Origin of the sequence: Brachybacterium sp. SW0106-09 (assembly GCF_001293905.1) — a bacterium.
Lineage (GTDB): Bacteria > Actinomycetota > Actinomycetes > Actinomycetales > Dermabacteraceae > Brachybacterium > Brachybacterium conglomeratum.
This window is the reverse complement of sequence record NZ_BCAK01000001.1, coordinates 191,195-216,191: the sequence shown is the minus strand read 5'-3', so window position 1 is coordinate 216,191 and position 24,997 is coordinate 191,195. Positions and strand designations below refer to the sequence as shown.

Below are 24,997 nucleotides of genomic sequence, written 5' to 3'. Positions count from 1 at the left end.
ATCGACTCCGGACGTTCGTCCAGAAACTGTGCCCGACCAGGAACTCCTCGGGGTCAAGGGCGAATTGTGTCGGCACCGTCACAGCCCGTGACCCGAGTTCACCGGGAGTTCCCGGAATCGCGGCGTGCCGGACACCGCCGGGACGCCGCGACGACACCGTCGTGGCCTGGGATGGTCCGCGGCCGTCCGCAGGGTCGGCCGTTCCGTCCAGTGAACGAGGTGTCCATGTCGAGCACGAGCACCGTGCCGGAGGCGCGGGCCCAGCGGCCACAGCGCCGGCTGTCGTCCAGGAACCGCCGCGAGGCGCTGTGGTTCCTGGTTCTGGCCCTGCCGAACATCGCCCTCATCATCCTGTTCACGTACCGGCCGCTCGTCACCAACGTGTACTACTCGATGCTCGACTGGACGCTCGGCTCCACGAAGGCGACGTTCATCGGCCTCGGCAACTACGTCGAGTTCTTCACCTCGCCGCAGGGCCTGAGCTCGATCCGGATCACGATCGTCTTCACCGTCGTCACCGTCGGCGGGGCGATGGTCCTCGGCCTGCTGCTGGCCCTGGCGCTCAACGTGAAGATCCCCGGGACCACGCTCGCGCGCTCCGCCGCGTTCGCCCCGTACGTGCTCTCCGGCGTCGGCGTCGGGCTCGTGTGGCTGTTCATCTTCGACCCGAACTTCGGCGTGCTCGCCTGGTTCCTGCGGCAGGTCGGCCTCGCGAGTCCCCAGTGGACTCTCGATCCGACGATGGCGCTGGTCATGGTCATCATCGTGTACGTCTGGAAGAACCTCGGCTACTGCGCGATCGTCTACCTCGGCGGCCTCCAGTCGCTGCCGCTCGAGGTCATGCAGGCCGCGTCCCTCGACGGCGCCGGTCCCCTGCGCCGCCTCTGGTCGATCAGCCTCCCGCTGCTCTCCCCCACGACGTTCTTCCTGCTCATCACCACGATCCTGAACAGCCTCCAGGCGTTCGACATCCTCAAGGTCATGACGCCGACGGGCCGCGGCACCAACGCGATGATCTTCGAGAGCTACCTCCAGGCGTTCGGCGGCTACTCCCGCGCCGGCTACTCCGCCGCGATCTCCGTGGTCCTGTTCATCATGCTCCTGGTCATCACCGTGGTGCAGATCCGCTTCGTCGAGAAGACGGTGCACTACGCATGAGCACCACCGCCACCGCTCCCTCGCCCTCGTCGGCCCCGCAGGGCGGTACCGCCGCCCCGTCGGCCGTCCTCCCCCGCCGCAGCAACGGACCGTTGTCCGCCCAGAACCTGATCGCCACGATCACCACCGGGTACATCCCGCTGCTGATCTCCACCGCCGTGGTCGTGCTGCCGCTGCTGTGGATGGTGATCAGCTCGTTCAAGGCGCCGTCCGAGATCCTCACCCAGGACCTCGTCGTCCTCCCCTCGGACCCGACGCTGCACAACTACCGGGTCGCCATGACCACCGTCCCGATCCCCCGGTTCTTCCTGAACTCGGTGATCGTCACCGCGATCGGCTCGGCACTCAAGGTCGTGCTCGCGATCATGACCGCCTACGCGCTGGTGTTCCTGCGCTTCCCCGGCAAGAACTGGATCTTCATCGGCATCCTCGTGGCGCTCATGGTCCCGCCGCAGGTGGCGATCCTCCCCAACTACGTGCTGGTCGCCGGATGGGGCGGCGTGAACACCTACTGGGGCATCATCCTGCCCGGACTGGGCACCGCCTTCGGCACCTTCCTGCTGCGCCAGTACTTCCTCACGATCCCGCCGTCGATCCTCGAGGCCGCGAGCCTCGACGGCGCCGGCCACTGGCGGACGATGTGGCAGATGGTCGTCCCGATCGCCCTGCCCTCGATCGCGACAGTCGCCCTCGTGACCATCGTCGGCGAGTGGAACGACTACATCTGGCCGCTGATCATCACGACGAGCACCGACATGATGACCCTCCCCGTCGGCCTCACCTCGCTGCAGAACTCCGAGGGCAACACCGGCTCCGGCCGGGGGATCCTCATGGCCGGCACCGTGCTGGTCATCGTCCCCGTGCTGATCATCTTCGCCGCGCTGCAGCGCTACATCGTCTCGGGCCTCACCCAGGGCAGCGTCACCGGCTGACCCCTGCGCCCGAGCTCCCCGCAGGACCGCGCGACCCGCAGCACCCACCCCCACCCGTCCCGAAAGGACACCCCATGACCCGTCTGCCCCGCACCCCGCAGCAGCTGACCGCGTCCCGTCGCTCCCTCCTCGGCCTCGGCGCCGCCGGAGCCGGCGCCCTCGCCCTCGCCGCCTGCGGCGGCCCCTCCGTCGGCGGCGGCTCCGGCGCGAGCGACGCAGGCGGCGCGGAGGAGGTCGACTTCTCCTCCATCGAGCCGGCCACCGAGATCGCGTTCTGGACCAACCACCCCGGCGGCTCCAAGGAGGTGGAGGCCGAGCTCATCGCCGCCTTCACCGAGGAGACCGGCATCACGGTCAACCACGTCACCGCGGGCTCCAACTACGAGGAGATCGCCCAGCGCTTCCAGACCGCGCAGGCCGCCCAGGACGAGCTGCCCGCCGTGGTCGTGCTCTCCGACGTGTGGTGGTTCCGCTACTTCGTCAACGGAAACATCACCGCCCTCGACCCGATGATCGAGCAGCTCGGCATCGACGTCGCCGACTACCGAGACTCCCTCGTCGCCGACTACCAGTACGACGGCAAGCAGTGGGCGCTCCCCTACGGCCGCTCCACTCCGCTCTTCTACTACAACAAGGACCACTTCAAGGCCGCGGGCCTCCCGGACCGCGCTCCGGAGACCTGGGAGGAGTTCGAGGAGTGGGCCCCCAAGCTCACCCAGGGCGACGTCGCGTACATGTACCCCGACCTCGCCGGCTACGCGGGCTGGACCCTCCAGAACGTGCTCTGGGGCCGCGGCACCTCCTGGTCCGAGGACTGGGACCTCTCCCCCATCACCTCGCCCGAGACCGTCGAGGCGTTCCAGTGGGTCCAGGACTCGGTGTACTCCAACGGCTGGGCGCGGGTCTCCTCGAGCGACTCCGCCGACACTTTCGCCGCCGGCGTCTGCTCCACCACCATTGCCTCCACCGGCTCCCTCGTGGGCGTCCTCGAGGCGGCGTCCTTCGAGGTCGGCGTGGGCTTCCTGCCCGGCGGCCCGGTCGACGGCCCCGTCTGCCCCACCGGTGGTGCGGGCCTCGGCGTCCCCGCCTCCATCACCCCGGAGGAGCAGCTCGCGGGTGCGATGCTCATCGAGTTCATGGGCCGCCCCGAGTCGACCGTCGCCTTCTCCGGCGCGACCGGCTACATGCCGATCCGCAAGAGTGCCGACGTCACCGAGCTGCTCGCGACCACCCCGCAGATCCAGACCGCCATCGACCAGCTCGAGGCCACGCGCACCCAGGACTACGCCCGCGTGTTCCTCCCCGGTGCTGACCAGGAGATGGCCAACGCCGTGGGCACCATGCTCACCGCGGAGGGCGACGTCGAGCAGGCCCTGACCGACCTGCAGGCCACCCTCCAGGGCATCTACGACTCGCAGATCGAGCCGAACCTCCCCGCCTGATCCTCTCGGTCAGCCCGGCAGGCAGCGGTCGGGAACCTGGCGGCGCCCCCGGAAATCGGTTCCGGGGGCGCCGCCCTTCGTCCCGGCCGCGGCGCCGTTCCCTCGGGCTCAGGTGGTGGCGGGATTGGGCCTAGCTGGGCGGGCTGCGGCGGCTCCCACGGCGGAAGCTCGCCCTCTCAGGCCGCGCCCGGGAGGCGTCCGTCGTCGCCGCCGCTCCCCCGGCCCGCCAGGACGAAGAAGCTCGCCGAGATCGCGCAGCCCAGGACCATCGCGATCGCCATCGGCAGCGACGAGTGCGTGCCGGCCACGCCCACCAGCGGTGCCGCGATCGAGGCCGCGAAGGAGAAGCCGAGACCCAGCATCGCCGAGCCCGTCCCGGCGAATTCCCGCGCCTGATCCGAGGCGAGCGCGCCGCCGTTGCCGAAGATCATGCCCTGCGGTGCGACGGTGAAGAAGAACGCCGGCAGCACGATCCACGCCGGGGTGTCCAGGAACAGGCTCCCGATCAGCAGGGAGAAGCTCGCGAGCGACACCACGATCAGGCCCACCCGGATCAGCCTGCGCGGATGGATGGTGCGGGTCAGCCGCGCCGAGAGCAGCGACATCGCCATCATGCCCATCGAGTTGATCGCGAAGCTGATCGAGTACTCGCTCGAGGAGAAGCCCAGCATCTCCTGCACCACGAAGGACGACGCGGAGACGTACGCCATCAGCGCGAAGGCCGAGAACGCGTTGACCAGCATGTAGGCGACGAAGATCCGTCGGCCCAGCAGCGTGCGGCAGTTGCGCAGGAAGGTGCGGAAGCCGCCCGAGTGGCGCCGGGAGACCGGCAGTGACTCCGGGATCAGGAAGAGCACGCCGATCAGCGAGATCAGAGACATCACCGAGATGACCACGAAGATCTCGCGCCACTGGCCGAAGACCAGGATGATCCCGCCGAGCAGCGGGGCGACGATCGGGGCGACGCCGCCGACGCCCTGCATGATGTTCATGATCCGGAAGAGCTCCGGGCCGTCGGTCATGTCGATCAGCACCGCGCGGCCCAGCACCATGCCGAAGCCGCCGCCGATCCCCTGCAGCACGCGCAGCACCAGCAGCACCTCGACCGAGGGCGCCAGGGCGCAGCCGATCGAGGCGAGCAGGCACAGGATGATGCCGATCAGCAGCGGGCCGCGCCGCCCCATGCGGTCCGAGAGCGGACCCGCGACGATCTGGCCGCTCGCGGTGCCGAGGAAGAACGCGGTGATCGTCAGCTGCATCCGCGAAGCGGTGGTGCCCAGCTCCCCCGCGACCTCCGGGAAGGCCGGGATGTACATGTCGGTCGCGAGCGGGCCGATCGCGCTCAGCGTGGTCAGCACGACGATCACCATCACGGTGACCTTGGCGCGGGTGCGGCTCAGCTGCTCCTCGTCGGGCAGGTGCGCGAGCTCGCGATCGGCGGGGTCCTCGAGCACGGGGATCGCGCCGGTGATGGTGGGGATCGATCCGGTGACGGTGGGGACGGAACCGGTGGAGGTGGGGACCGGGCCGGTGGAGGTGGTCGGCTCGGGGCGAGGGTCCTGGGCGGGATCCTCGCGGGGGATGTCGTCGGCGGCGGGGGCCACGGTGCTCCTTCAGGGGATCGGCAGACGACGAGCCGGGAGGAGATCACAGGGATCCCACCCGGCTCGATCGCACCATCCTAGGGACGCTGTGACCTCTCGTACAGCCACACCAGGCCGACCGCCACGAGGTCCACCACGATGAACACGAGCATGAACGGCCCGCCCATCCCCACACTGCGGTCGATGACGATGCCGCCGCCTCCGGCGAAGAGCGCACCGACGACCATCATGATCAGGTTGTTCATCACGTGGAAGGCGATCGGCGCCTCGAGGCCGCGGCTGATCACGGCCATCGCCGCCATGCACAGCCCGAAGATCGCGTAGTAGCTCAGCAGCCAAGGATCCACCGACATGTGCACGAGGCCGAAGACGATGCTCGAGGCGATCATGCCGAGGACGAGCGCGGGCCTGACCGCTCGGACCCAGGAAGCGAGAAGCGGCATCATCGCCCCGCGGAACAGGAGCTCCTCCCCTGCCGCCTGCAGCGGGGTGGTCAGCAGTGCGACCAGGACCAGCCCGATCGTGGTCGAGGTGATGGCGAACTGCCCGATCCCCGCGGCCGACGGGTCGATCAGGGCGGTGAGCGCGAGCGCCACGCCGACGAGCGCCGAGAACGCTCCGGCGTACACCAGGCCGCGACGCAGGCTCGCCCGCCGTGGCGTGGCGATCAGCGAGCGCCAGGGCACGCGTGCCACCAGCGCGGTGACCAGGATCGCCAGCGGTCCCATGGCGGCGAGGCTGAGGTTCATCACGGCCATCATCAGCGGGCTGATGGTCGCGTCCATCGGGTCGCGCCCGAAGGCGGCCATCTCCACGAGGACGACGATCAGCGTCAGCACGGTCTGGAGCACGACCATCGTCACGAGCAGGCCGGGGATGATCAGCAGCGGCTTCCACCAGGCCATGCGCAGGTGTGCGCCGAAGGGACGCTCAGGATCGAGGCCCGAGCGGGGTTCAGGGGCGGAACCGGGTGCAGCGGCGGGACGGGGGGGCGGTATCAGCGGCGACGGGAGCGCCCGACGGCTCGGCGGCCGACGGGCCGGCGGCCGACGGGCCGGCGGCCGACGGGGCCGCGGCGGACGGGACCCGGCCGGCGGGATCGCGGGGCGGGGGCGAGGAGGTGTGCGTCGTGCTCATGGGACCACCCTCCCCGCCCTCGCACCGCCGAGGAAGTGCCGCTTCGTCGGCGCCTCGGCCGACCATCGTCGAGCCCTCGGGCGCCGCCCGTGACCTTCGTCGGGCGGGACGAGGGCCGCAGGTCGGTAGGCCGATGCACCCCTCGGCGAGGACCCGGCGAGCACGAGCCTCCGGGCGGGGCCGACGATCGCCGCGGTCCACCGGGCGGCGCGGGACGGTCGCTCAGGCCGCGCCCGTCCCCTGCTCCGCCAGTCGGCGCTGATAGGTGGGGTCCGTGCGCTTCAGCCAGCGGATCACCGCGGAGGTCACCGGGATCATCGCGTACTGGACGAGCACCTTGTAGAGCACGCCGAGCACGGTGTACTCCACGTACTGCTCGAAGGTGGTGATGCCGATCGCGACCGAGGCGATGGCGCAGAAGATGATGGTGTCCACGAGCTCGCCCAGGCCGCTTGAGGTGAACAGGCGCGCGATCAGGCCCCGCTCCCCCATCCGGCGCTTCATGCGGGAGACGACCAGGGAGTTCAGGGTCTGCCCGGCGAGGAAGCCGGCGAGCCCGGCGAGCACGACGATCCAGACCGGCCCGAGCGCGAGCTCGAGGGCCTCCTGCTTGGCGAGGCCGTACTCGTCGGGGAAGGGCGGCAGCGCGATGATCACCTGGTAGCTGAGCGAGGCGAGGATGCTCACGGCGAAGGAGGTGAGGATGGCGCGGCGGGCGCTGCGGGGGCCGTACAGCTCGGTGATGATGTCGCCGAGCACGTAGGCGAGGGGGAAGAGGAAGAAGCCGCCGTCGGTGATGATCTCGAATCCGGTGCCGGGCACGTCGCCGAAGCTGACGCCCTTGGCGGCTCCGATGCCGGAGAGGATCACGACCGTGACCATGGCGGCCAGGAGGATGTCGAAGTGGGAGGAGCCCCGGTCGGCGTAGACGGCGCCGGCCGGGCGTCCAGACGGCGGGGCGGCGGGAGCGGTGCGGTTCTGTTCAGCAGTCACCGGGGAAGGGTACACATCACGGGGCGGCCCCGGACGGTCACGGGACCGGCCGGGGCGGCGCGGGGGCCGACGGGGGCTCGCCGGGAGGCGAGGACGTCGGCGGTGTCAGATGCCGGCGGCGTCGTAGTCTGCGTCGGCGACGAAGCTCTCGAACTGGCTCTCGCTGCCGTACCAGAGGTTGGAGTCGCCGGCGAAGGGGCCGGAGTCGGAGTACTGCCACAGCTCCCAGCCCCACCAGCGGCCCGGCAGGGTGCTGGGGCGGGAGGAGCTGTAGGAGGCGAGGAAGAGCGGCGAGTTCGTCGGGGTCCAGTCCCCGACCACGTCGTTCCACCAGTGCAGGTTGGTGTAGATCACCGGGCGGCGCCCGGCCTGGTCCCGGTAGCGGATCGAGAAGGCGGAGATCCAGTCCCGCATCTCCTGCTGGCCGAGCCCGTAGTTCCGCGGGAGCCCGGAGTAGGCCTCGAAGTCGACCATGCCCGGCAGCGTGATCCCGTCGCCGGTCCAGCCGCCGCCGTTGTTCAGGAAGAAGTCCACCTGCTCCTCGGGGCCACCGGAGTCGGGGCGGGCGAAGTGGTAGCCGCCGCGCACGAGCCCCGCGCCGCCGGCGCCGGTGTACTGGTGGGAGAAGGCGGGGCTGCGGTAAGAGCGGCCCTCGGTGGCCTTGACGTAGGCGAAGCGGGAGCCGGCCGCGGCCTGGGCGGCCCAGTCGACCTCCCCCTGCCAGCCGGAGACGTCCTGGCCGTAGATGCCGGCGGCCTGCGCGGCGGGTGCGGCGAGGGCGGCGGTGCCGGTGCCGAGCGCCATGGCGCCGAGGGCTCCGCCGCGCAGCACGCTGCGGCGGGACGCTCCCGAGGCGGGGCCGGCGGTCGGGGCCGGAGGGGCGAGATGGCGGGGACGGTAGGACGACATGGGGACGCTCCTGGGGAAGGGGACAGCTGCACTGCGAGGGGGAGTGCGACGGGGATCACACCGTGTCCACCGTAGAGGGGTCCCCCGGGATCGCGCCACCGCCCGCTCCTGTTCCGGCGTGTCGCGGCGAAACGGGCGGAAGGTGCGCAGTGCTGCGAAGCGGTCAGTCCGTCTTCGGGGCGATGAAGGCCCGCAGGGTGCCCAGGATCGTGGTCGCCGCGAGCTGCGTGACGTCCCGTCCTTCCAGCTGCTCGCGCACGAGCAGGTCGATGAAGATGCCCATCAGCAGCTGGGCGAGGTCCTCGACGGGCAGCAGCGCCCGCTCCCCCGAGGCCTCCAGGCGTGTGGTCAGGAGCGCCCCGATCTGGTTCCGCATCCGCTCCCGCTGCTCGGCGAGCTCCGCGCGGAGGGCCTCGTCGCGCAGGGAGCGGGCGATCGCGTCGGAGTACAGCAGGTACCACTGGCGGCCGAAGGGGCGGATCCCCTCGAACACCGCGAGCATCACCTGCGCGTCGTCGGCCTCGAGGATCGAGCAGCTCTCGTCGGCCTCGACGTCCGCGACCGCGCTCTCCACGGAGCTGTTCGCAATCGCCATGAGTTCGGCGGTGACCTCGTCGAACAGGGCGATGAACACCTCCTCCTTGCTCGAGAAGCTCGAGTAGAAGGCGCCGCGCGTGAATCCGGCCGCCTTCACCAGGTCGTCGACGGTCGCGCCGTCGATGCCCTTCTCGACGAAGATGTCCAGCGAGGCGCGCACGAGCTTGGCGCGGGTGTTCTCCTTGCGTCGCGTGCCCGCGGACTCGGGCAGTGGCTCGAACAGATCGGTCATGGCTCCTCGGATGCGCGACTGAGAGGCATCTCACGCGGTGACGCCGTTTAAACGGGGGGCGGCGGGACCGATAGTATCCCATCGATACATTTTCGTATCGAATTCGCGGGCGTCTCGAGCAGGGGTCCGTCGTCGCCCTCGTGCTGAGCTCGTCCTGGAGGCCGCGTGTCCTCGTCCCTGTACCGTCTGGGCCTTCTGATGGCCTCCCTGTGCTGGAAGATCGTCGGCGCCTGGGTCGCTCTGCTGGTGATCGTCGGCGGACTCGCCGTCGGCCTCGGTGGCACCTTCACCGCCGACATCGAGATCCCCGGCACCGAGGGGCAGCGCGGCATCGACACCCTCGCCAAGCGCTTCCCCGAGATGGGCGGCGCCGCCGGGCAGGTCGTGCTGGTGACCGAGGACGGTGGGAGCGTCGATGAGCACCAGGACGAGATCGACGCGCTCATGGAGGACATCGCCGAGGTCGAGGGCGTCGCGGCCGCCCCCTCCCCCTTCGACGACCTCTCCCCCGGCACGCGCACCGATGACGACACCGCGATCATCGCCCAGTTCCAGATGGAGGGGCAGACCGGCGCCTTCCCGGAGAGCTCCGTCGAGGAGATCCGCTCGCTCGTGGAGGAGGCGGGCACGCCGAGCCTGGAGACGCACCTCGGCGGGCAGGTGCTGCAGAGCGCGGAGGTCCCCTTCGGCGCCGGCGAGGTCTTCGGCATCATCGCCGCCCTGATCATCCTCGCGGTCGTCTTCCGCTCCCTGATCCCCGCCTTCATCCCGATCGTCACCGCGATCGTCGGCGTGGGCGTGTCGATGCTGGCGCTGGTCGCGCTGTCCGCCGGGGTGGGCATCCCCTCGGTCACCACCGCGCTGGGCGCCATGCTCGGCCTCGCCGTCGGCATCGACTACGCCCTGTTCATCCTCTCCCGCCACCGCGACCAGCTCGCCCAGGGCGACGACGTGCACGAGTCGATCGGCAAGTCCCTGGCCACCTCCGGCAGCGCCGTCATCTTCGCCGGCCTCACCGTGATCATCGCGCTGGTGGGCCTGTTCATCACCGGCATCCCCTTCCTCACCGTGATGGGCGTCGCCGCGGCCGCGACCGTGGCGCTGTCCGTCGTGGTGGCGCTGACCATGCTGCCGGCGCTGATGGGCATCCTCGGCGAGCGGCTGCGGCCCCGCAGGATCCGGCGCCTGATGGCCGAGAACGACGGCGCCCTGCCCGAGCCGGACCCCGCGCAGCGCCCCCGCCGCTCCTTCGGCCGCACCTGGGTGCGCCTGGTGACCAAGATGCCCGCGCTGACGATCCTGGCGGTCGTGATCGGTGTCGGCGCGCTCGCGATCCCGATCAAGGACCTCGAGCTGGCCCTGCCGGACCTGGGCACCGAGCCGGTCGGCACCGACGCGCGCGACACCTACGACCTCGTCTCCGAGGAGTTCGGCCCCGGCTACAACGGCCCGCTGCTGGTCACCGCCGACATCATCAACACCACCGATCCGCTCGGCGTCGTCGAGGAGCTCGAGAGCGACATCTCCGAGCTCGACCACGTCAAGGAGATCCAGCTGGCGACCCCCAATCAGGGCGCCGACATGGCCGTGGTGGTCGTGATCCCCGAGGGCGGTCCCACCGAGCAGTCCACCAAGGACCTCGTCGCCGATCTGCGCGACAGCGCCGAGGGCTGGGAGGAGGACCTCTCGATCTCCGACGTCACCGTCACCGGCGCGACCGCGATCGGGATCGACGTCACCGACAAGCTCTCCGCCGCGCTGCTGCCCTTCGCGCTGTTCGTCGTCGGCCTGTCCCTGATCCTGCTGACGCTCGTCTTCCGCTCCCTGTGGGTGCCGCTGAAGGCGTCGGTCGGCTATCTCCTCTCGGTCGCCGCGGCCTTCGGCGTCACCTCGATGGTGTTCGAGTACGGCTGGTTCAACGGGCCGCTGTTCGTGGACGTCAACGGGCCGGTCGTCTCCTTCATGCCGATCATGGTGATGGGCGTGCTGTTCGGGCTCGCGATGGACTACGAGGTCTTCCTCGTCTCCCGCATGCGCGAGGAGTTCGTGCACACCGGCGACGCGAAGCACTCCATCGAGCGCGGCTTCACCGCCAACGCCCCCGTCGTCACCGCCGCCGCGCTGATCATGGTCTCCGTGTTCGCGGGCTTCGTGACCTCGGGCTGGTTCATGCTGCAGCCGATCGCGGTGGCGCTCGCCGTGGGCGTGCTGGTGGACGCCTTCGTGGTGCGGATGACCTTCGTGCCCGCCGTGCTCGCGCTGCTGGGCCGGCACGCCTGGTGGCTGCCGCGCTGGCTCGACCGTCTCCTGCCCACCGTCGACGTCGAGGGCGAGGGCCTGGCCGGCGTGCTCGAGCACAGGCACTGGACCGAGGAGAACGGCCGGCACTCGCTGCGCCTCGAGGACACCGTCGCTCCCCTGCTCGGCGAGAAGGGGACCCTCGGCCCGCTCACCGGCGCGGTCGCCCCCGGCTCCCTGCTGGTGGTCCGCGCCCCCGACAGCGCCGCCCGCGCGACCTTCCTCGGCCTCGTCGCCGGCCGCGTCGCCCCGGTCTCCGGCGTTCTCGCCGTCCACGACCGGCTCTCCCCCGACGACATCGGGGCCGTGCAGGCCCAGGCCCACTGGATCGGCGCGGACGCGCCGGTGGCGCGCCGCCTCGAGCAGATCGACGGCCGACGCGTCGGCCGCTCCGTGATCGTGATCGAGGAGCTCGAGGACCTCGTCCACGCCGCCGTGTCCGTCGACGACACGCTCGTCGAGCGCCTCGACGCGCTCCTCGCCCGCGGGGCCACGATCGTGGTCGGCTCCCGCGCCGAGCACGCCACCGACGCCGAGCGCCGCCTCCACGCGACCCTGCGGGACCCGCGCCGCATGCTCGCCCTCTCCGTCCAGCGCTCCACCGCCCAGACCCCCGAAGGAGCTCTCGCATGAAGCGCCTCGCCCACCCCCGCACGTTGATCGTCGTCCTGGTGCTGCCCTTGCTCGTGGCGGCGCTGGGCATGTGGGCGCTCAGCGGCCGCGTGGACCGGCTCGATGCCGTGCCCGCCGCTGTGGTCAACCTCGACGAGGGCGCGGAGGTGACCGACGCGGACGGAGAGACGCAGACGGTGCCCTTCGGCCGCCTGCTCGCCGGCTCCCTCACCCAGCCCGGCACCGTCGAGGGGCAGGACGCCCCGGAGACCACCGGCTTCGACTGGCAGCTGACCAGCCAGGAGGACGCCGAGGAGGGGCTGAAGGACGGAAGCTACTCGGCCGTCGTCGTCATCCCGAAGGACTTCTCGAAGCACCTCGCCACCCTCGGCACGCCCGAGGCGTCCCGGGCGATCCTCGAGGTCACCACCAACGACGCGAGCGGCCAGATCAACGCCCTGGTGGGCACCGCCGTCGCCGAGGCCTCGGCGAACACCATGGGCGGGCAGATGGCGGAGCAGTACCTCGACCAGCTCTACGTGGGCTTCAACGACCTCGGCGACGGTTTCTCCGATGCGGCCGACGGAGCCGAGGAGCTCGCCGGGGGCACCTCCGAGCTCGCCGACGGCACGGAGGAGCTCGCCGGCGGCACGCGCACCCTCGCGGACGGGACCACCGAGGCCGCCGAGGGCGCCCGGGAGTTCTCGGGCGGCGTGTGGACCTTCGCCGACGGCACCTGGCAGGCCGCCGACGGCAGCCGCACCCTCGCCGACGGGCTCGACGACCTCGCCACCGGCAGCGAGGAGCTCGCCGGCGGCATCGGGGAGCTGCAGTCCGGGATGCGCGGCATCGAGGGGCAGCCGGGCCTGCTCACCGGCGTCGAGCAGCTCGCCGCCGGGGTCGAGGGCGACGGCACCGCCGAGAACCCCGGCCTCGAGGCCGGCGCCGACCAGCTCGCCACGGGCCTCGAGCGGTTCGCCGGCGGCGTCGAGCAGACCGGCACCGCCGTCGCGGGCGACGGCACGGAGCAGAACCCGGGCCTCGCCCCCACCGCCCGCCAGGTGAACGAGGGAATGACCGAGCTCGGCCAGGGCGCCCAGCAGGCGGCCGACGGGCTCCGCGGCACCGAGGACCAGCCCGGCCTCGTCCAGGGCGCAGAGGGCGTGGTCGCCTACGCCGATAGCGTGCAGGGAATCGTCGACGGTGACGGCACCGCCGAGAACCCGGGAATGCGCGAGCTCGCGGAGCAGATGGATGCGACGGCGGACGCGATGCTCGCCGAGGACCCCGAGGATTCCGCGGCCCAGGGCATGAAGCAGCAGGCCCAGGCCATGCTCGAGTACGTCGACGGTCTCACCACCGTCGTCGACGGCGACGGCACCGCGCAGAACCCGGGCCTCGCCGCGACCGCCCAGGGCGTCGGCGAGGGCGCGACCGCCGCGGCCGACGGCGTCCAGCAGATCGCCGACGGCATCAACGGCACCGACCAGCAGCCCGGCCTCGTCCAGGGCACCGGGGGCATGGTCACCTACGCCGAGGGGATCGAGACGGCCTTCGCCGGGGACGGCACCGCCCAGAACCCGGGCCTCACCGAGTCCGCGAACCAGCTCGCCACCGGCGCCCGCGCCAGCGCCGACGGCGCCGGCGAGCTCGTCACCGGCGTGACCGGTCTGCGCGACGGGCTCACCGAGTACGCGAACGGCGTCGACCAGCTCGCCGGCGGCGCGGACCAGCTCGCCGAGGGCACGCGCGGCGCCGCCGACGGGGCCTCCGACCTCGCCGACGGCAGCGAGGAGCTCGCGCTCGGCGCCGGTCAGCTCGCCACCGGCGCGGACCAGCTCGCCGGCGGCAACCAGCAGCTCGCGGACGGGGCCGGCGAGCTCGCCGACGGCACCGACGAGCTCGCCGAGGGCTCCGGGCAGCTCGCCGAGGGCAGCGAGGAGCTGGCCGGCGGCCTGCGCGAGGGCGCCGACGGCGTGCCCTCCTACAGCGAGGCCGAGCGCCAGCGCATGAGCGAGATGGCCGCCTCCCCCGTCGGCACCGACGCGCAGCGGCAGAACGAGGCGAACGGCGCGGACACCGCGACCTTCCCGTTCGTCACCTCGCTCGCGCTGTGGCTGGGCGCCTTCGGCACCTTCCTGCTGCTGCCGGGGCTCTCGCGCCGCCTGCTGGACCGGGCGATGCCGATGTGGAAGGTGGTGCTGCGCTCCCTCGCCCCGGCGCTGCTGATCGCGGTGGTGCAGACCGTCGCGGTGCTCGCCGTGCTCACGGCGATCGGGATCTCCCCCGTCTCGCCGCTGTCGGTGGGGGTGGTCGCCTTCGCGGGCGCTGTGATGTTCGCGGCGCTGCACCAGGCGCTGCTGACGGTGCTCGGCGACCGGATCGGGCGGATCGCCTCGATCGTGCTGATGGTGCTGCAGGTGGTGACGCTGGTGGGGATCGTTCCCGTCGAGACGGCGCCCGAGCTGCTGCAGTCGGTGGGCTCGCTGATGCCGCTGTCGATCGTCACCCAGGGCCTGGTCCATGCGGCGCTCGGCGGCAGCCTGGTCAGCACCACCGGGACCCTGCTGGCGATCCTCGCCTGGGCGGCGGTGTCGCTGCTGGTGACCTTCGCGGCCTCGCGCAAGGCGAGGATCGCGCGACGCTCCTCGCACGTGAGCGTCGTCGGCGCGGTGCCCGCCGCGGCCTGATCCCGCCTACTGGAAGTCCCTGGACCGGCCCGCCGCGGCCAGGTCCAGGGGCTCCACCGCGTCGGCGACGAGGTTCACCGCGCCGGTGCGGTTCTCGACGATGCCGCGCAGCACGATCGCCCGCGCGGTGCGCAGCAGCGCCCGGTGCCGCACCCAGAACCCCTGGGAGCAGACCACGTTGAGGATCCCGGTCTCGTCCTCGAGGCTGAGGAAGGTGACGTTCCCGGCGGTCGCGGGGCGCTGGCGGTGCGTGATCACCCCGGCGACGTGGATCCGGGAGCCGTCCTCCGCCTCCCGGGTGCCGATGATCGAGAGCACCCCGTCGGCCGTCATCCGCTCCCGCACCAGCGCCATCGGATGGTCCGCGAGGGTGATCCCGGTGGCCCAGGCGTCGGCGGTGGCGAGCTCCGCATCGCTCATCCCCGGCAGCATCGGCGCCTCGGCGCCGACGGCGAGGTGCGGGAGCGTGTCCGGGGACTCCTGCGCGGCGGCGCCCGCCGCCCACAGCGCCTGCCGGCGCGAGCTCGCGAGGCTGTCCAGCGCCCCCGCGGTCGCGAGCGCCTCGAGCTGGCGGGCGGTCAGCCGCACCCTCCGGGCCAGGTCCGGGACGGAGGCGAAAGCACCTCCGCGCTCCCGCTCGGCGACGATCTGCTCGGCGGTCTCGGTGGAGATGCCGCGCACCTGGTCCAGGCCCAGCCGGATCGCGGGACCGCTCGCGGCCCGCTCCCCCTGCACCTGCTCCCCCGGGGTCTCGAGCCGGTACCCGACGTGCTCCTCGTCGGTCTCCAGGTCGGTGCGGGCACGGGAGGCGAGCACGTCCGGGCCGTGGGTGAGCACGCCGTGGCGCCTCGCGTCGGCGACCAGGGACTGCGGGGAGTAGAAGCCCATCGGCTGGGAGCGCAGCAGCGCGGCGGTGAACGCGGCCGGGTAGTGGCACTTGAGATAGGAGCTCGCGTAGACGAGATACGCGAAGGAGTAGGCGTGCGACTCGGGGAAGCCGTAGTTGGCGAAGGCGAGGAGCTTGCGGTGGATCGCCTCGGCGTCCTCCCCGGTGATGCCGTGGCGGGCCATCCCCTCGAACAGCGCATCGGACAGCTCGAGCATCTTCTGGGTGGAGCGCTTGGAGCCCATGGCGCGGCGCAGCTGGTCGGCCTGGGCGGGGGTGAAGTCGGCGACGTCGACCACCATCTGCATCAGCTGCTCCTGGAACAGCGGGATCCCGAGCGTGCGGCCCAGGGACTTCTTCAGCTTCGGGTGCAGGTAGGTGACCTCCTCCTCGCCGGCGCGGCGGCGGATGTAGGGGTGGACGGACCCGCCCTGGATGGGGCCGGGCCGGATCAGCGCCACCTCGACCACCAGGTCGTAGAACACCCGCGGCTTCAGCCGGGGCAGGGTGGAGATCTGGGCGCGGGACTCGACCTGGAAGACGCCCACGCTGTCCCCGGCGCAGAGCATGTCGTAGACGGCCGGGTCCTCCTGCGGCAGGGTGCGCAGCTCGAAGTGCTGACCGTGGTGCTCGGCGACGATCTTCAGCGCATGGTCGAGCGCCGTCAGCATCCCCAGGCCCAGCAGGTCGAACTTCACCAGGCCCGCGTCGGCGCAGTCGTCCTTGTCCCACTGCAGCACGGAGCGGTCCGCCATGGCCGCCCACTGCACCGGGCACACCTCGATCACGGGCCGGTCGGCGAGGACCATTCCGCCGGAGTGGATGCCGAGGTGGCGCGGTGCGTCCCGCAGCTGCTGGGCGAGGGCGACCACGTCGTCCGGCACGTCGGCGTCCTTCAGCGAGGAGAAGGAGCGCTCGATCCGCTTGGCGAAGGCGTCCTGCGCGCCGGGGTCGTAGCCGAGCGCCCTCGCCGCGTCGCGCACCGCGAGCTTCGCCCGGTAGGTGATGACGTTGGCGACCTGCGCGGCGTTCTCCCTCCCGTAGCGCTCGTAGACGTGCTGGATCACCTCCTCCCGGCGGTCCGAGGCGATGTCGATGTCGATGTCCGGCGGGCCGTCCCGTTCCGGGGCGAGGAACCGCTCGAACAGCAGCTCGTGGCCGACGGGTTCGACCGCCGTGATCCCCAGCGCGTAGCAGACCGCGCTGTTGGCGGCGGAGCCGCGGCCCTGGGCGAGGATCCCCTCCCCTGCGCAGAAGTCGACGAGCTCGTGGACGATCAGGAAGTAGCCGGGGAAGTGCAGGTCGGTGATGACCTTCAGCTCGTGGTCGATCTGCGCCCACGCCCCGGGGATCTTCTCGGGACGGCCCGGTGCGGGCCGCGGCCCGTAGCGCTCGCGACCCTCGATCTCCACCAGCTCCACCAGCCAGCTCGCCTCGTCGTGCCCGGCGGGGACGGGGAAGGGAGGCAGGTCGGGGGCGAGCAGGCGCAGGTCCAGGGCGCAGTCGCGGCCGAGCTGCGCCGCCTGCGTGATCGCGGCGGGATAGCGGGGCAGCAGCTGCGCCATCTCCTCGCCGCTGCGCAGGTGCGCGGGGCGGGAGGCGAGATGGGGGTCGGCGCTCTCCAGCGACCCTCCGGCGCGCAGGGCGGCGTGGGTGTCGGCCAGGCGCTTGTCCGAGGGGCGGGCGTAGTGCGCGTTCGTGCTCGCCACCAGCGGCAGCGAGATCGCGTCCAGCCCGTGCGACTCGCGCACCAGGCGGGCGCCCTGGGCGAGCGCGTCGTGGAGCTCGTCCGCCTCTCCCCCGCCGCCGACGATCAGCTCGACGGCGACGTTCCCGGGACCGAACAGCTCCACCAGACGCGCGATCTGCTCCGCGGCGGTATGCGCGGCGCCTTCGAGGTCTCCCTCGGCCAGGCGCGCGCTCACGGCCCGGGGCACGGCGCCCTTGCGGCAGCCGGTGAGGATCAGCCAGTGCCCCTCCCGGGCGATCCGCGACAGCTCGGCGAGACGGTAGCGGGGCGCGGCCTTCTGCCCGCTGCCCAAGTGGGCGCGGGCGATCGCGGCGGAGAGCCGGCGGTACCCGGCCTCGTCCCGCACCAGCACCAGCAGGTGCTCCCCCTCGGGGTCGGGCGTCCCGGTGCGGGGTGCGGAGATCACGGGGGTGCTGCTCGCGGTCTCGGCCCCGGGCTCGAGGCCGAGGGTCAGCTCGGCGCCGAACACGGTCGCGATCCCCGCCTCGGCCGCGGCCTTCGCCGCCTGCACCACCCCGGGCAGCCCGTCGTGGTCCACCAGCGCGATCGCGCCGAGCCCGAGCCGGGCCGCCTGGATGGCCATGTCCTCGGGGCTGGAGGCGCCGTCGAGGAAGCTGAAGTGGGAGTGGGCGTGCAGCTCCGCGTACTCGACGTGACGGGCAGGGCGGTACGGATCCTCCGCCTGCTTCCCGGTGTGCTCGACGACGATCGGCGGGGAGACCAGCTCGGCGGGACGGTCCGAGAGGACCGCCTCGAGGTCCTTCCACGCGGGCGGGCCCAGGAACCAGCGGGCCATCAGTCGGCACTCCCTCGCTGCGCTCCTGCCGCTCGTTCCTCGCGGCACGTCGCCTCAGCAGTGCTTTCCGACTGCGCTCCTGCCGCTCGTTCCTCGCAGTACGTCGCGCTAGTCATAGAGCCCCTCCAGCGTCCACTCCCCCGCCCGGGACAGGGCGAGCACGGCGACCTCCTCGGCGCTCGCTCCGCGCACCACGAGCTGCAGGCGCGCGGCGCGCCTGCCGTCCCGCGCCCACCAGCGCTCGTCGAGCACGACGGGAGCGGCATGGGCGAGCACCTGGCAGCCGGAGCCGGCGCGCAGCCCTGCCCGCTGCAGCGCCGGCGCGCCCGGGGCGAGGACGAGCAGGCGGGCCGGCGCGCCGCTCAGCAGACCACGGGCGGTGACCACGACGGGACGGCCCGCGGTGTCCTCGAGCCGCACTGCGGGCGGGTCGCGGAACACGGTCGCGGGCACCGGGCGGGGCAGGGCGCCGGGCCAGGGGCCCTCGCGCCGTTCGGGCTTCTCGCTGCGCCAGGGCACCAGGGCGACCTCGTCGGCCAGCAGCCTCCCCCCGACGAGGGCCGGGACCTGCACCGCCTCCTCCCCCGCCAGGCCCTGCGCGCGGGCGAGCGCACGGGAGGCCCGCTGCGCCGCCTCCCCGGCGCTGCCCCACAGCGCGGGCGCGTTCTCCCCCGCCGGGGCCAGCTGCAGAGGGTGCAGCCCGATCCGGGTGATCGCCCCGGTCGCAGGACCGCCGAGTCGCGCCCGGGTGATCCAGCCGTCGCACTGCCAGCGGATGCGGTCCACGACGTCGGCGACGGTCAGCGCCCCGTCGTGCCGCCAGGTGCGCTCCATCTCCTCGCCGCCCTCGGTGCGGGCCACGATCCGCAGCCTGGTGCACACCAGCCCTCGTTCGACCAGCATCGCGTGCAGCTGCTCGGCCAGCGGACGCGCGATGAAGGCCGCTTGGTCGGTGCGCACGAGCGGGGTCTCCAGCGTCGTCTCGGCCAGCAGCGGCTGGGTGGGGTGGTGCGCGGCGGGCGGGGCGGGCTCCTGCCCGCGCGCGAGCAGGTGCAGCGTCGCGACATCCGGGCCGAAGCGGTCGGCGACCGCGGACGAGGGCAGTGCGGCGAGATCGCCGAGGGTCGTGATCCCGAGCCGCTGCAGCAGGTCGACCGTCTCGGCGAGGTCGAGGCGTCGTTCGGGACGGCCGGCCGAGGGCTGACCGCGATGGCCCCAGCCGGGGCCGACGGGCGCGCTGCGCAGTGCGTCGATCGGGTGCGGGGCGAGGTACTCGGCGCTGCGGCCCTCGTGCACGATCCGGCCCGGCCCGGAGGCGAGCAGCGCGGCGAAGGGACCGTCGGCGATCCCGACGGCGCAGTCCCAGCCGGTGAGGTCGGCGACCGCGTCGAGGATCCGCTCGGCGAGTCGCCCCTCCCCGCCCTGGTGGCGGGACGGCCCTCGGGCGGACATCAGCAGCACCCCGGGGCGCAGCACGTCCACCCCGGCTGCGATCGTGTCCACCGCGGCGGCGACCAGCTCGAACAGCGCGGTCTCCTGCTCGCGGTCGGCCTCCAGCACGAGCGCCTCGGGACAGGCGGCCCGGGCGGCGCGGCGCGTCATCCCCGGGCGCACCCCGGCCTCGAGGGCGGCGGCGCCGGCATGGGTGACGCGGTGCTGGTCGAGCAGGATCACCGGGACGGCGGCGAGATCGAGCGGGGCCGGCGCGGGGGCGTCCTCCTCCCCTGCGGCGGCCTCGAGGCGTCGCTGGTGGCGGTCAAGCGCGGCCAGCAGCGGCCAGTCCGGGACGGTCACCGCGACGGTGCGGGTCGCCCGGGCGGTGACGGCGTCGACAGCAGCGGGGCCGGCCGCGGCGGGGGCGTGGAGGTCGGCGGGGGCGTGCACGCTCATCACCCGGCCCTCCGCACGCTCGGCAGGAGCTGCATCGCCGGACGCCGCTCCGAGACCGCCGCCGGACGGGCCGCAGCCCCCGCCGGCGCACCGGCGGGAATCGCTGCGAGCATTCCGTCCACCTGCGGCAGCAGCACCTCGGCCGACCGGCGGCCGGCGATGCCGCGGCCCTCGGCGGTGACCTCGAGACGGCGCCGACGCAGTCGTCCCGAGCCCTGGCCGAGGCCGGACCATCCCCGAGCGGTGGAGCGCAGCGTGAGGTCGGCGCGGCCGGGCGGGGCGGCGGCGAGGACGAGGGTGTCGGCGGTGCGGGCCCGGCCCAGCAGGCTGCGCCAGAGCGCCGGGGCGAGGTCCAGGTCGGGGCCGAGCACGAGCACGCCCACCCCGTCGGCGAGGGCGGAGAGCACCTGGGGACGCTGCTCGCCGTCCGCCGGAGCGAGGGCGAGGCGGCAGGGATCCAGGCCCGCGTCCATCGCGGAGCGCAGCCCCAGATCGGGCATCCCGGCGATCGCGCACCAGGAGTCCTCCCCCGCCGCGGCGACCGCGAGGGACAGCAGCAGCGAGGTGCTCGCGGCGCCCTCGAGCGCCACGGAGCTGCCGGCGCGCAGGCTCCCGCGCGGGAACAGCGTCCGGAGCGGCCCCGGGACCGGCAGACGGGTGCCGAGCCCGTCGTCCGCGGACTCGGAGACGGGGCGCGCTGAGGGCTGCAGGGCGGTGCGGTCGATCCGTCCGCCCCAGCGGGCGGCGGAGCGCTCGGCCGCCCCGAGCGCGGCCCGGGCCCGGGACAGCCGCTCCTCGCGGTCCTCGATCTGCAGGGCGGTGCCCATCGCGCTCCTCCTTCCGGCCCTCGCCGTTCCTTCGCATTCCCGTTCGAACAGGAGTTCGAACTGTACGCCTCGGCGGGGTGGCGCTCAAGGCGCCCAGGTCGTGACATCGAACGTGCATACGAAGGTTCGGGGAGGGGTGTGACAGACGAGAGGCATGAGGAAGTCGTCCGCCCGGCTCAGAACGGCGGGGGCGGTGCGGGCGGTGGATCCTTCCGACGCTCGAGCGAGCGTCGTCGACCCTCGCGTGCGGCCTCGTAGCGCGTCCAGGATTCCATGAGCTCCCTGGTCATGGCCGGGCTCGCGAGGTCGGTGCCGTCGCGGACCATCACGCTCACCCGGTCGTGGATCGACCAGGCGGTCCGTCCCGGCAGCCCGGGCGTGCAGGGCAGGCGGGCGGGGTCGAGCAGGCCGGCCGTCTTCGCCCTGTGGTGCTGCCAGCACAGCAGGTGCAGGTTCTCGAGCTCGGTCAGGCCGCCGCGCTCGGGGTCCTCGTGGCAGTACTCCTCGATGTGGTCGGCCTCGGAGGCCCAGGAGGTGGAGCGGGTGCAGCCCGGCACGGCGCAGGTGCTGCTGCGCAGTCGCAGATGCTCCAGCATCGCCCGGGTCGGGGTGTAGCGCTCGGCCGGCAGGGGCAGGAACGCGCCGGTGCACGGGTCGGTGAGCACCCGGTACCAAGTAGTGCTCTGACCGGCCAGCTCGCGGGCCATCGCGGGAGGGATCGGGATGGTCCCCTCGAGCATGCCGGGCTCCTCGGAGCCGCCGAGCAGGGTCAGGACGGGAACGGTGACGTTGAGGCGGAAGCGGGGCCGCGGGACCGGGATCCCGTCGGTGTCGAGGGCGGCGCCTCCCAGCAGGTCGTACTGGAGCAGGGCGAGGGAGGCGACCTTCCCCGTCTCGGCGGCGGTGCCCCGCGGGTCCAGGGGGATCCTCTCCCCGGTCTCGAAGGCGCGGCGCTGGGCGGCCTGGACCGCGCGGGCGGCGGCATCGAGCCGGCGGGCGAGGTCGAGGATCTCCGGTGCCGGCCCGATCACGCGCAGGCAGCCGATCCCGTCGTCCCGGGTCGGAAGCAGCTCCACACGGCGCCGGCCTTCCGGGGTCATGTGCGCAGGGCTCTCCTGCTGGGACTCCAGCCGGGAGAGGAGGCGGGAGAGGCGCAGCTGGAACTGCTCGGCGGTGAGGCTGACGGGCCAGTGCACGGTGGCAGCGTCCACGTCCTCCATCCGGGCCGCGGTCAGGTGCCGGGTGCGCCGCAGGATCCTCTCGAACCAGGCCGCCGGGAACTCCCCGGTCTCCAGACGTTCCAGGGTGCGGGGCAGCTCGGTGACCGCGCGGTGCGCATCGCGGACGATCCTGGCGGCGACGGCACGGGTGCACCGCAGGGCGAGGGCCGCGGCGAGCAGCTCCGCCTCGGCCTCGTCCTCGTCGGTCCCGTCCTCCGCGGGGTCGAGGAACGACGGGGCGAGGGCCCGGAAGCGCACGGCGAGCCGGCGGCTCTCCTCGAGCGAGGCCTCGTGCACCGCGCGCAGGCGCGACGGCAGGACGGGGTGTGCGGGCGTCGCGGACCGTCGGCCGGGGACGGCGGAGCCCGCGTCCTCGATGCCTCGAGGCCGCGCGTGCTCCGGCGCGTCCTGCTCGAACTCGCCCATCTCCCCCACCTCCTTGCGGCTCTCCCGCCGTCCGGGTCGTCGGCTCACTGCCTGGTCGTGCACTCCTCTCGACCCTAGGGAGAGCGCCCCTGCGGCGACAGAGGCACCCGGTTCCTGTGGACCCGGAGCCGTTGTGGAGGAACGATCGACGCCGTCGACGACATGGGTCGGCACTCCAGGCGCCGTCGGCCGTGCCGGTCCCGATGCCGTCGGACCTCCCCTCCTCCCCCGCCGCTACTCTGCGATCATGAGACGGACCACACATCGAGGGAGAGGACTGGGATGCGAGCGCTGGTGCTGCACGAGAAGAACCGGATGTCGATCGAGGAGGTCGAGGCGCCCGGCGCTCCCGGCCCCGGCCAGCTGAGGATCGCGATGCACACCGTCGGCATCTGCGCCTCCGACGTGCACTACTGGACCGACGGGAAGATCGGCCCGTTCGTCGTCGAGGCGCCGATGATCCTCGGCCACGAGGGAGCCGGCACCGTCCTCGAGCTCGGCGAGGGCGTCACGGATCTCGCCGTCGGCGACCGTGTGGTCATGGAGCCGGGCGTCCCGGACCCCACCTCCCGCGCGGTCAAGGAGGGCAACTACAACGTCGACCCGGGCGTCGAGTTCTGGGCGACCCCGCCCGTGCACGGCTGCCTGGCCGACGAGGTGCTCCACCCCGCCGCCTACACCTACAAGCTCCCGGAGTCGATGAGCTTCGCCGAGGGCGCGCTGATCGAGCCCTTCGCGGTCGGCATGTTCGCCGCGACCAAGGCGGAGATCTCCCCCGGCGACGTCGCCGCCGTGGTCGGCGCCGGCACGATCGGGATCATGACCGCGCTCGCCGCGCTCGCCGGCGGTGCCAGCACCGTCTTCATCTCCGACGTCCTGCCGGAGAAGCTCGCGCTGCTCGACGGGATCGACGGCATCGTCACCGTCGACGCCACCCAGCAGGACCTCGGCGAGACGGTGCGCGACGCGACCGGCGGCTGGGGCCCGCAGGTCGTCTTCGAGGCGACCGGCGCCGCGCCCGCGTACAAGGCCCTGTGGTCGCTGCCCGCGCCGGGCGGGCGGATCGTCCTGGTGGGCATGCCGGTGGATCCGGTGCCCTTCGACATCGCCACCGCACAGAGCCGCGGCATCTCGCTCGAGACCGTGTTCCGTTACGCGAACGTGCACCAGAAGGCGATCGACCTCGCTGCGAGCGAGGCCGTGGACCTCTCCCCCTTCGTCTCGGAGACCTTCGCCTTCGACGACTCGGTCGCCGCCTTCGAGCGGTTCCTCGAGGGGCGGCCGACGGACGTGAAGATCCAGATCACGCTGTGACCCCTCGCCGGCGGGTCCTGCTGGACCTCGACGGGACGCTGGTGGACCGTCAAAGCGCCTTCGAGCGCTGGGCTGAGCGGCTGATCGCGTCCGTCCGCGGCGACGAGGAGGACCTCGCCTGGCTGATCGCGGAGGATGCCGAGGGGTACCGTCCGCGTCGGGAGCTCGCCGACGCGATCACCGCACGTCTCCCCGCGGGTGGGAGGCCTGAGCGACTCGAGCGGCAGCTCCAGCTAGGTGTGATCGAGAGCATCGCCTGCTACGAGGGCGTCGTCGAGGGGCTGCGGCGGCTCCGTGATGCCGGAGTCGAACTCGTGCTGGTCACCAACGGCACGGTGCGCCAGCAGACCGCGAAGCTCGAGCGCACCGGACTCGACGCGCAGCTGGACCGGGTCGTCATCTCCGAGGAGATCGGGGTGAAGAAGCCCGATCCGCGGATCTTCGCGGCGGCGCTGGACGGCGTCGCAGCAGACCCCGGGACCTGGATGGTCGGAGATCACCCGTCGGCCGACGTGGGTGGCGCACGCGCAGCGGGCCTGAGCACGGCGTGGGTCTCCCATGGACGGCCATGGCCGCACACGTGGAGGCCCACCCTCAGCGCGACCACCACAGCCGAGATCCTGAGGTCGCTCGCCCGCAGGGCATGTGAGGTCGCGGGCGGGGTCGACGAGCGCTCGGATCCGGCCCTCACAGCGTCCCCAGCGCCTCCCTTGAGTCCGCATCGAGAGCGAGGCCCTCGAGCACGGTGAGCAGCTGGCGCTCCTCGTAGCGGAAGTGGCTCTCCATGATCGCGGCGATGCCCTCGAGGTGCCCGGCGAGGACCTCCGGCGAGGAACGGGCGTCCGTCGCCGCCTGCAGTCCGCCGAGCAGGTGACCGATCATGGAGTGGTCCTGCTGCAGGTTCCGCAGCACGAGCGCGAGGTCGGGGCGGGCGGCCTCGATCGCCGGGAACAGGGTGCGGTCCTCCCCCGTGTGGTGCGCGTCCAGCGCGCTGCAGAACCCATGGCAGAACAGCAGCAGCTCACGAGCGGGGGGCTCGGCGCTCTCGCCGCGGTCTGCGGCCTCGCGGGTGACCCTCAGGGCCTCGCGCAGGCGCGCATGCACGCGTCTCATCTCATGGCTCCAGGCGATGAGCCTGGTCGTCTCGCGCTCAGTCACGCGCGGACGAAGGGTGCGACGGGATCATCGTCGGTCTCCTTCGGTTCGGCGCCTCCATGCCTGACACGGTCTGCCACCGGCACGCGACGCTGGCGGGAACAGTAGCAGAGCGCAAGAATCCGCTGT

Annotated in this window: 18 protein-coding genes; 7 read left to right on the top strand and 11 right to left on the bottom strand. The window is 72.6% G+C overall.

Features of this window, described 5'->3' with window-relative positions; all coding sequences use genetic code 11:
* The first annotated feature begins 225 nt into the window (after nucleotides 1–225).
* The 3 genes from Y09_RS00970 (at nucleotide 226) to Y09_RS00960 (ending at nucleotide 3,532) form a co-directional block, all read left to right on the top strand.
* Nucleotides 226–1,158, top strand: a complete 933-nt coding sequence (locus Y09_RS00970; protein WP_148639473.1) for a carbohydrate ABC transporter permease — start codon at nucleotides 226–228, stop codon at nucleotides 1,156–1,158.
* Entirely contained in the window at nucleotides 1,155–2,090 is a 936-nt protein-coding gene (locus tag Y09_RS00965; protein ID WP_053915795.1) for a carbohydrate ABC transporter permease, read from the top strand. Before Y09_RS00970 ends, Y09_RS00965 begins: the two co-directional genes overlap by 4 nt.
* A 74-nt stretch (nucleotides 2,091–2,164) precedes the next feature.
* On the top strand, nucleotides 2,165–3,532 hold the full coding sequence (locus tag Y09_RS00960; protein ID WP_053915794.1) for an ABC transporter substrate-binding protein: 1,368 nt from the start codon (nucleotides 2,165–2,167) through the stop codon (nucleotides 3,530–3,532).
* A 176-nt stretch (nucleotides 3,533–3,708) separates the two neighbouring features.
* Here Y09_RS00960 and Y09_RS00955 read toward each other — a convergent pair whose 3' ends face one another.
* From Y09_RS00955 to Y09_RS00935, 6 genes are all read right to left on the bottom strand, one after another.
* Nucleotides 3,709–5,136: a multidrug effflux MFS transporter gene (locus tag Y09_RS00955; RefSeq protein ID WP_053915793.1), complete on the bottom strand. Its 1,428-nt coding sequence runs from the start codon at nucleotides 5,134–5,136 to the stop codon at nucleotides 3,709–3,711.
* Between the two features lie 77 nt (nucleotides 5,137–5,213).
* Nucleotides 5,214–6,041 carry a CPBP family intramembrane glutamic endopeptidase gene (locus tag Y09_RS00950; protein ID WP_053915792.1) on the bottom strand — a complete coding sequence of 276 codons (828 nt, stop codon included), beginning with the start codon at nucleotides 6,039–6,041 and terminating at the stop codon, nucleotides 5,214–5,216.
* A gap of 49 nt (nucleotides 6,042–6,090) precedes the next feature.
* Nucleotides 6,091–6,273: a hypothetical protein gene (locus Y09_RS17025; RefSeq protein ID WP_148639472.1), complete on the bottom strand. Its 183-nt coding sequence runs from the start codon at nucleotides 6,271–6,273 to the stop codon at nucleotides 6,091–6,093.
* Nucleotides 6,274–6,495: 222 nt separating this feature from the next.
* The gene (locus Y09_RS00945; protein WP_053915791.1) at nucleotides 6,496–7,266 is read right to left on the bottom strand and encodes a queuosine precursor transporter; all 771 of its coding nucleotides are present in this window, start codon (nucleotides 7,264–7,266) and stop codon (nucleotides 6,496–6,498) included.
* Between the two features lie 105 nt (nucleotides 7,267–7,371).
* Entirely contained in the window at nucleotides 7,372–8,175 is an 804-nt protein-coding gene (locus tag Y09_RS00940; protein WP_053915790.1) for a GH25 family lysozyme, read from the bottom strand.
* Between the two features lie 163 nt (nucleotides 8,176–8,338).
* On the bottom strand, nucleotides 8,339–9,004 hold the full coding sequence (locus Y09_RS00935) for a TetR/AcrR family transcriptional regulator (RefSeq protein ID WP_053915789.1): 666 nt from the start codon (nucleotides 9,002–9,004) through the stop codon (nucleotides 8,339–8,341).
* A 165-nt stretch (nucleotides 9,005–9,169) separates the two neighbouring features.
* Between Y09_RS00935 and Y09_RS00930 the strand changes: the two genes are divergently transcribed.
* Both Y09_RS00930 and Y09_RS00925 read left to right on the top strand, forming a co-directional pair.
* Nucleotides 9,170–11,935: an MMPL family transporter gene (locus Y09_RS00930; RefSeq protein WP_053915788.1), complete on the top strand. Its 2,766-nt coding sequence runs from the start codon at nucleotides 9,170–9,172 to the stop codon at nucleotides 11,933–11,935.
* Nucleotides 11,932–14,604 (top strand): YhgE/Pip domain-containing protein, encoded by a 2,673-nt coding sequence (locus tag Y09_RS00925; RefSeq protein ID WP_053915787.1) that lies wholly within the window; start codon nucleotides 11,932–11,934, stop codon nucleotides 14,602–14,604. The genes Y09_RS00930 and Y09_RS00925 overlap by 4 nt, the downstream gene beginning before the upstream one ends.
* 6 nt (nucleotides 14,605–14,610) lie before the next feature.
* Here the strand turns inward: Y09_RS00925 and Y09_RS00920 are convergent, their stop codons facing one another.
* The 4 genes from Y09_RS00920 to Y09_RS00905 all read right to left on the bottom strand — a co-directional run bounded on the left by Y09_RS00920 (nucleotide 14,611) and on the right by Y09_RS00905 (nucleotide 22,447).
* Entirely contained in the window at nucleotides 14,611–18,036 is a 3,426-nt protein-coding gene (locus Y09_RS00920; protein ID WP_053915786.1) for an error-prone DNA polymerase, read from the bottom strand.
* Between the two features lie 108 nt (nucleotides 18,037–18,144).
* Entirely contained in the window at nucleotides 18,145–19,926 is a 1,782-nt protein-coding gene (locus Y09_RS00915) for a DNA polymerase Y family protein (protein ID WP_053915785.1), read from the bottom strand.
* Nucleotides 19,926–20,753, bottom strand: coding sequence for a hypothetical protein (locus Y09_RS00910; RefSeq protein WP_053915784.1), 828 nt, complete (start codon nucleotides 20,751–20,753; stop codon nucleotides 19,926–19,928). The genes Y09_RS00915 and Y09_RS00910 overlap by 1 nt, the downstream gene beginning before the upstream one ends.
* A 176-nt stretch (nucleotides 20,754–20,929) precedes the next feature.
* Nucleotides 20,930–22,447, bottom strand: coding sequence for an HNH endonuclease signature motif containing protein (locus tag Y09_RS00905; RefSeq protein ID WP_234695589.1), 1,518 nt, complete (start codon nucleotides 22,445–22,447; stop codon nucleotides 20,930–20,932).
* A 234-nt stretch (nucleotides 22,448–22,681) separates the two neighbouring features.
* On the opposite strand from Y09_RS00905, the gene Y09_RS00900 reads away from it, so the two are divergent.
* Both Y09_RS00900 and Y09_RS00895 read left to right on the top strand, forming a co-directional pair.
* Complete coding sequence (locus Y09_RS00900) at nucleotides 22,682–23,713, top strand: NAD(P)-dependent alcohol dehydrogenase (RefSeq protein ID WP_053915782.1); 1,032 nt, start codon at nucleotides 22,682–22,684, stop codon at nucleotides 23,711–23,713.
* On the top strand, nucleotides 23,710–24,462 hold the full coding sequence (locus Y09_RS00895) for an HAD family hydrolase (protein WP_053915781.1): 753 nt from the start codon (nucleotides 23,710–23,712) through the stop codon (nucleotides 24,460–24,462). The genes Y09_RS00900 and Y09_RS00895 overlap by 4 nt, the downstream gene beginning before the upstream one ends.
* Here Y09_RS00895 and Y09_RS00890 read toward each other — a convergent pair.
* A complete protein-coding gene (locus tag Y09_RS00890) occupies nucleotides 24,401–24,826 on the bottom strand; it encodes a hemerythrin domain-containing protein (protein WP_148639471.1) in 426 nt (141 codons plus the stop codon). The two genes, Y09_RS00895 and Y09_RS00890, sit on opposite strands and share 62 nt — an antisense overlap.
* Nucleotides 24,827–24,997: the final 171 nt, after the last annotated feature.

Coding starts and splice junctions, on each gene's coding strand:
- Y09_RS00915 (WP_053915785.1), bottom strand. CDS start 19,926: ATGAGCGTGCACGCCCCCGCCGACCTCCACGCCCCCGCCGCGGCCGGC.
- Y09_RS00890 (WP_148639471.1), bottom strand. CDS start 24,826: ATGAGACGCGTGCATGCGCGCCTGCGCGAGGCCCTGAGGGTCACCCGC.
- Y09_RS00920 (WP_053915786.1), bottom strand. CDS start 18,036: ATGGCCCGCTGGTTCCTGGGCCCGCCCGCGTGGAAGGACCTCGAGGCG.
- Y09_RS00900 (WP_053915782.1), top strand. CDS start 22,682: ATGCGAGCGCTGGTGCTGCACGAGAAGAACCGGATGTCGATCGAGGAG.
- Y09_RS00910 (WP_053915784.1), bottom strand. CDS start 20,753: ATGGGCACCGCCCTGCAGATCGAGGACCGCGAGGAGCGGCTGTCCCGG.
- Y09_RS00940 (WP_053915790.1), bottom strand. CDS start 8,175: ATGTCGTCCTACCGTCCCCGCCATCTCGCCCCTCCGGCCCCGACCGCC.
- Y09_RS00935 (WP_053915789.1), bottom strand. CDS start 9,004: ATGACCGATCTGTTCGAGCCACTGCCCGAGTCCGCGGGCACGCGACGC.
- Y09_RS00925 (WP_053915787.1), top strand. CDS start 11,932: ATGAAGCGCCTCGCCCACCCCCGCACGTTGATCGTCGTCCTGGTGCTG.
- Y09_RS00950 (WP_053915792.1), bottom strand. CDS start 6,041: ATGGCCTGGTGGAAGCCGCTGCTGATCATCCCCGGCCTGCTCGTGACG.
- Y09_RS00965 (WP_053915795.1), top strand. CDS start 1,155: ATGAGCACCACCGCCACCGCTCCCTCGCCCTCGTCGGCCCCGCAGGGC.
- Y09_RS17025 (WP_148639472.1), bottom strand. CDS start 6,273: ATGAGCACGACGCACACCTCCTCGCCCCCGCCCCGCGATCCCGCCGGC.
- Y09_RS00960 (WP_053915794.1), top strand. CDS start 2,165: ATGACCCGTCTGCCCCGCACCCCGCAGCAGCTGACCGCGTCCCGTCGC.
- Y09_RS00970 (WP_148639473.1), top strand. CDS start 226: ATGTCGAGCACGAGCACCGTGCCGGAGGCGCGGGCCCAGCGGCCACAG.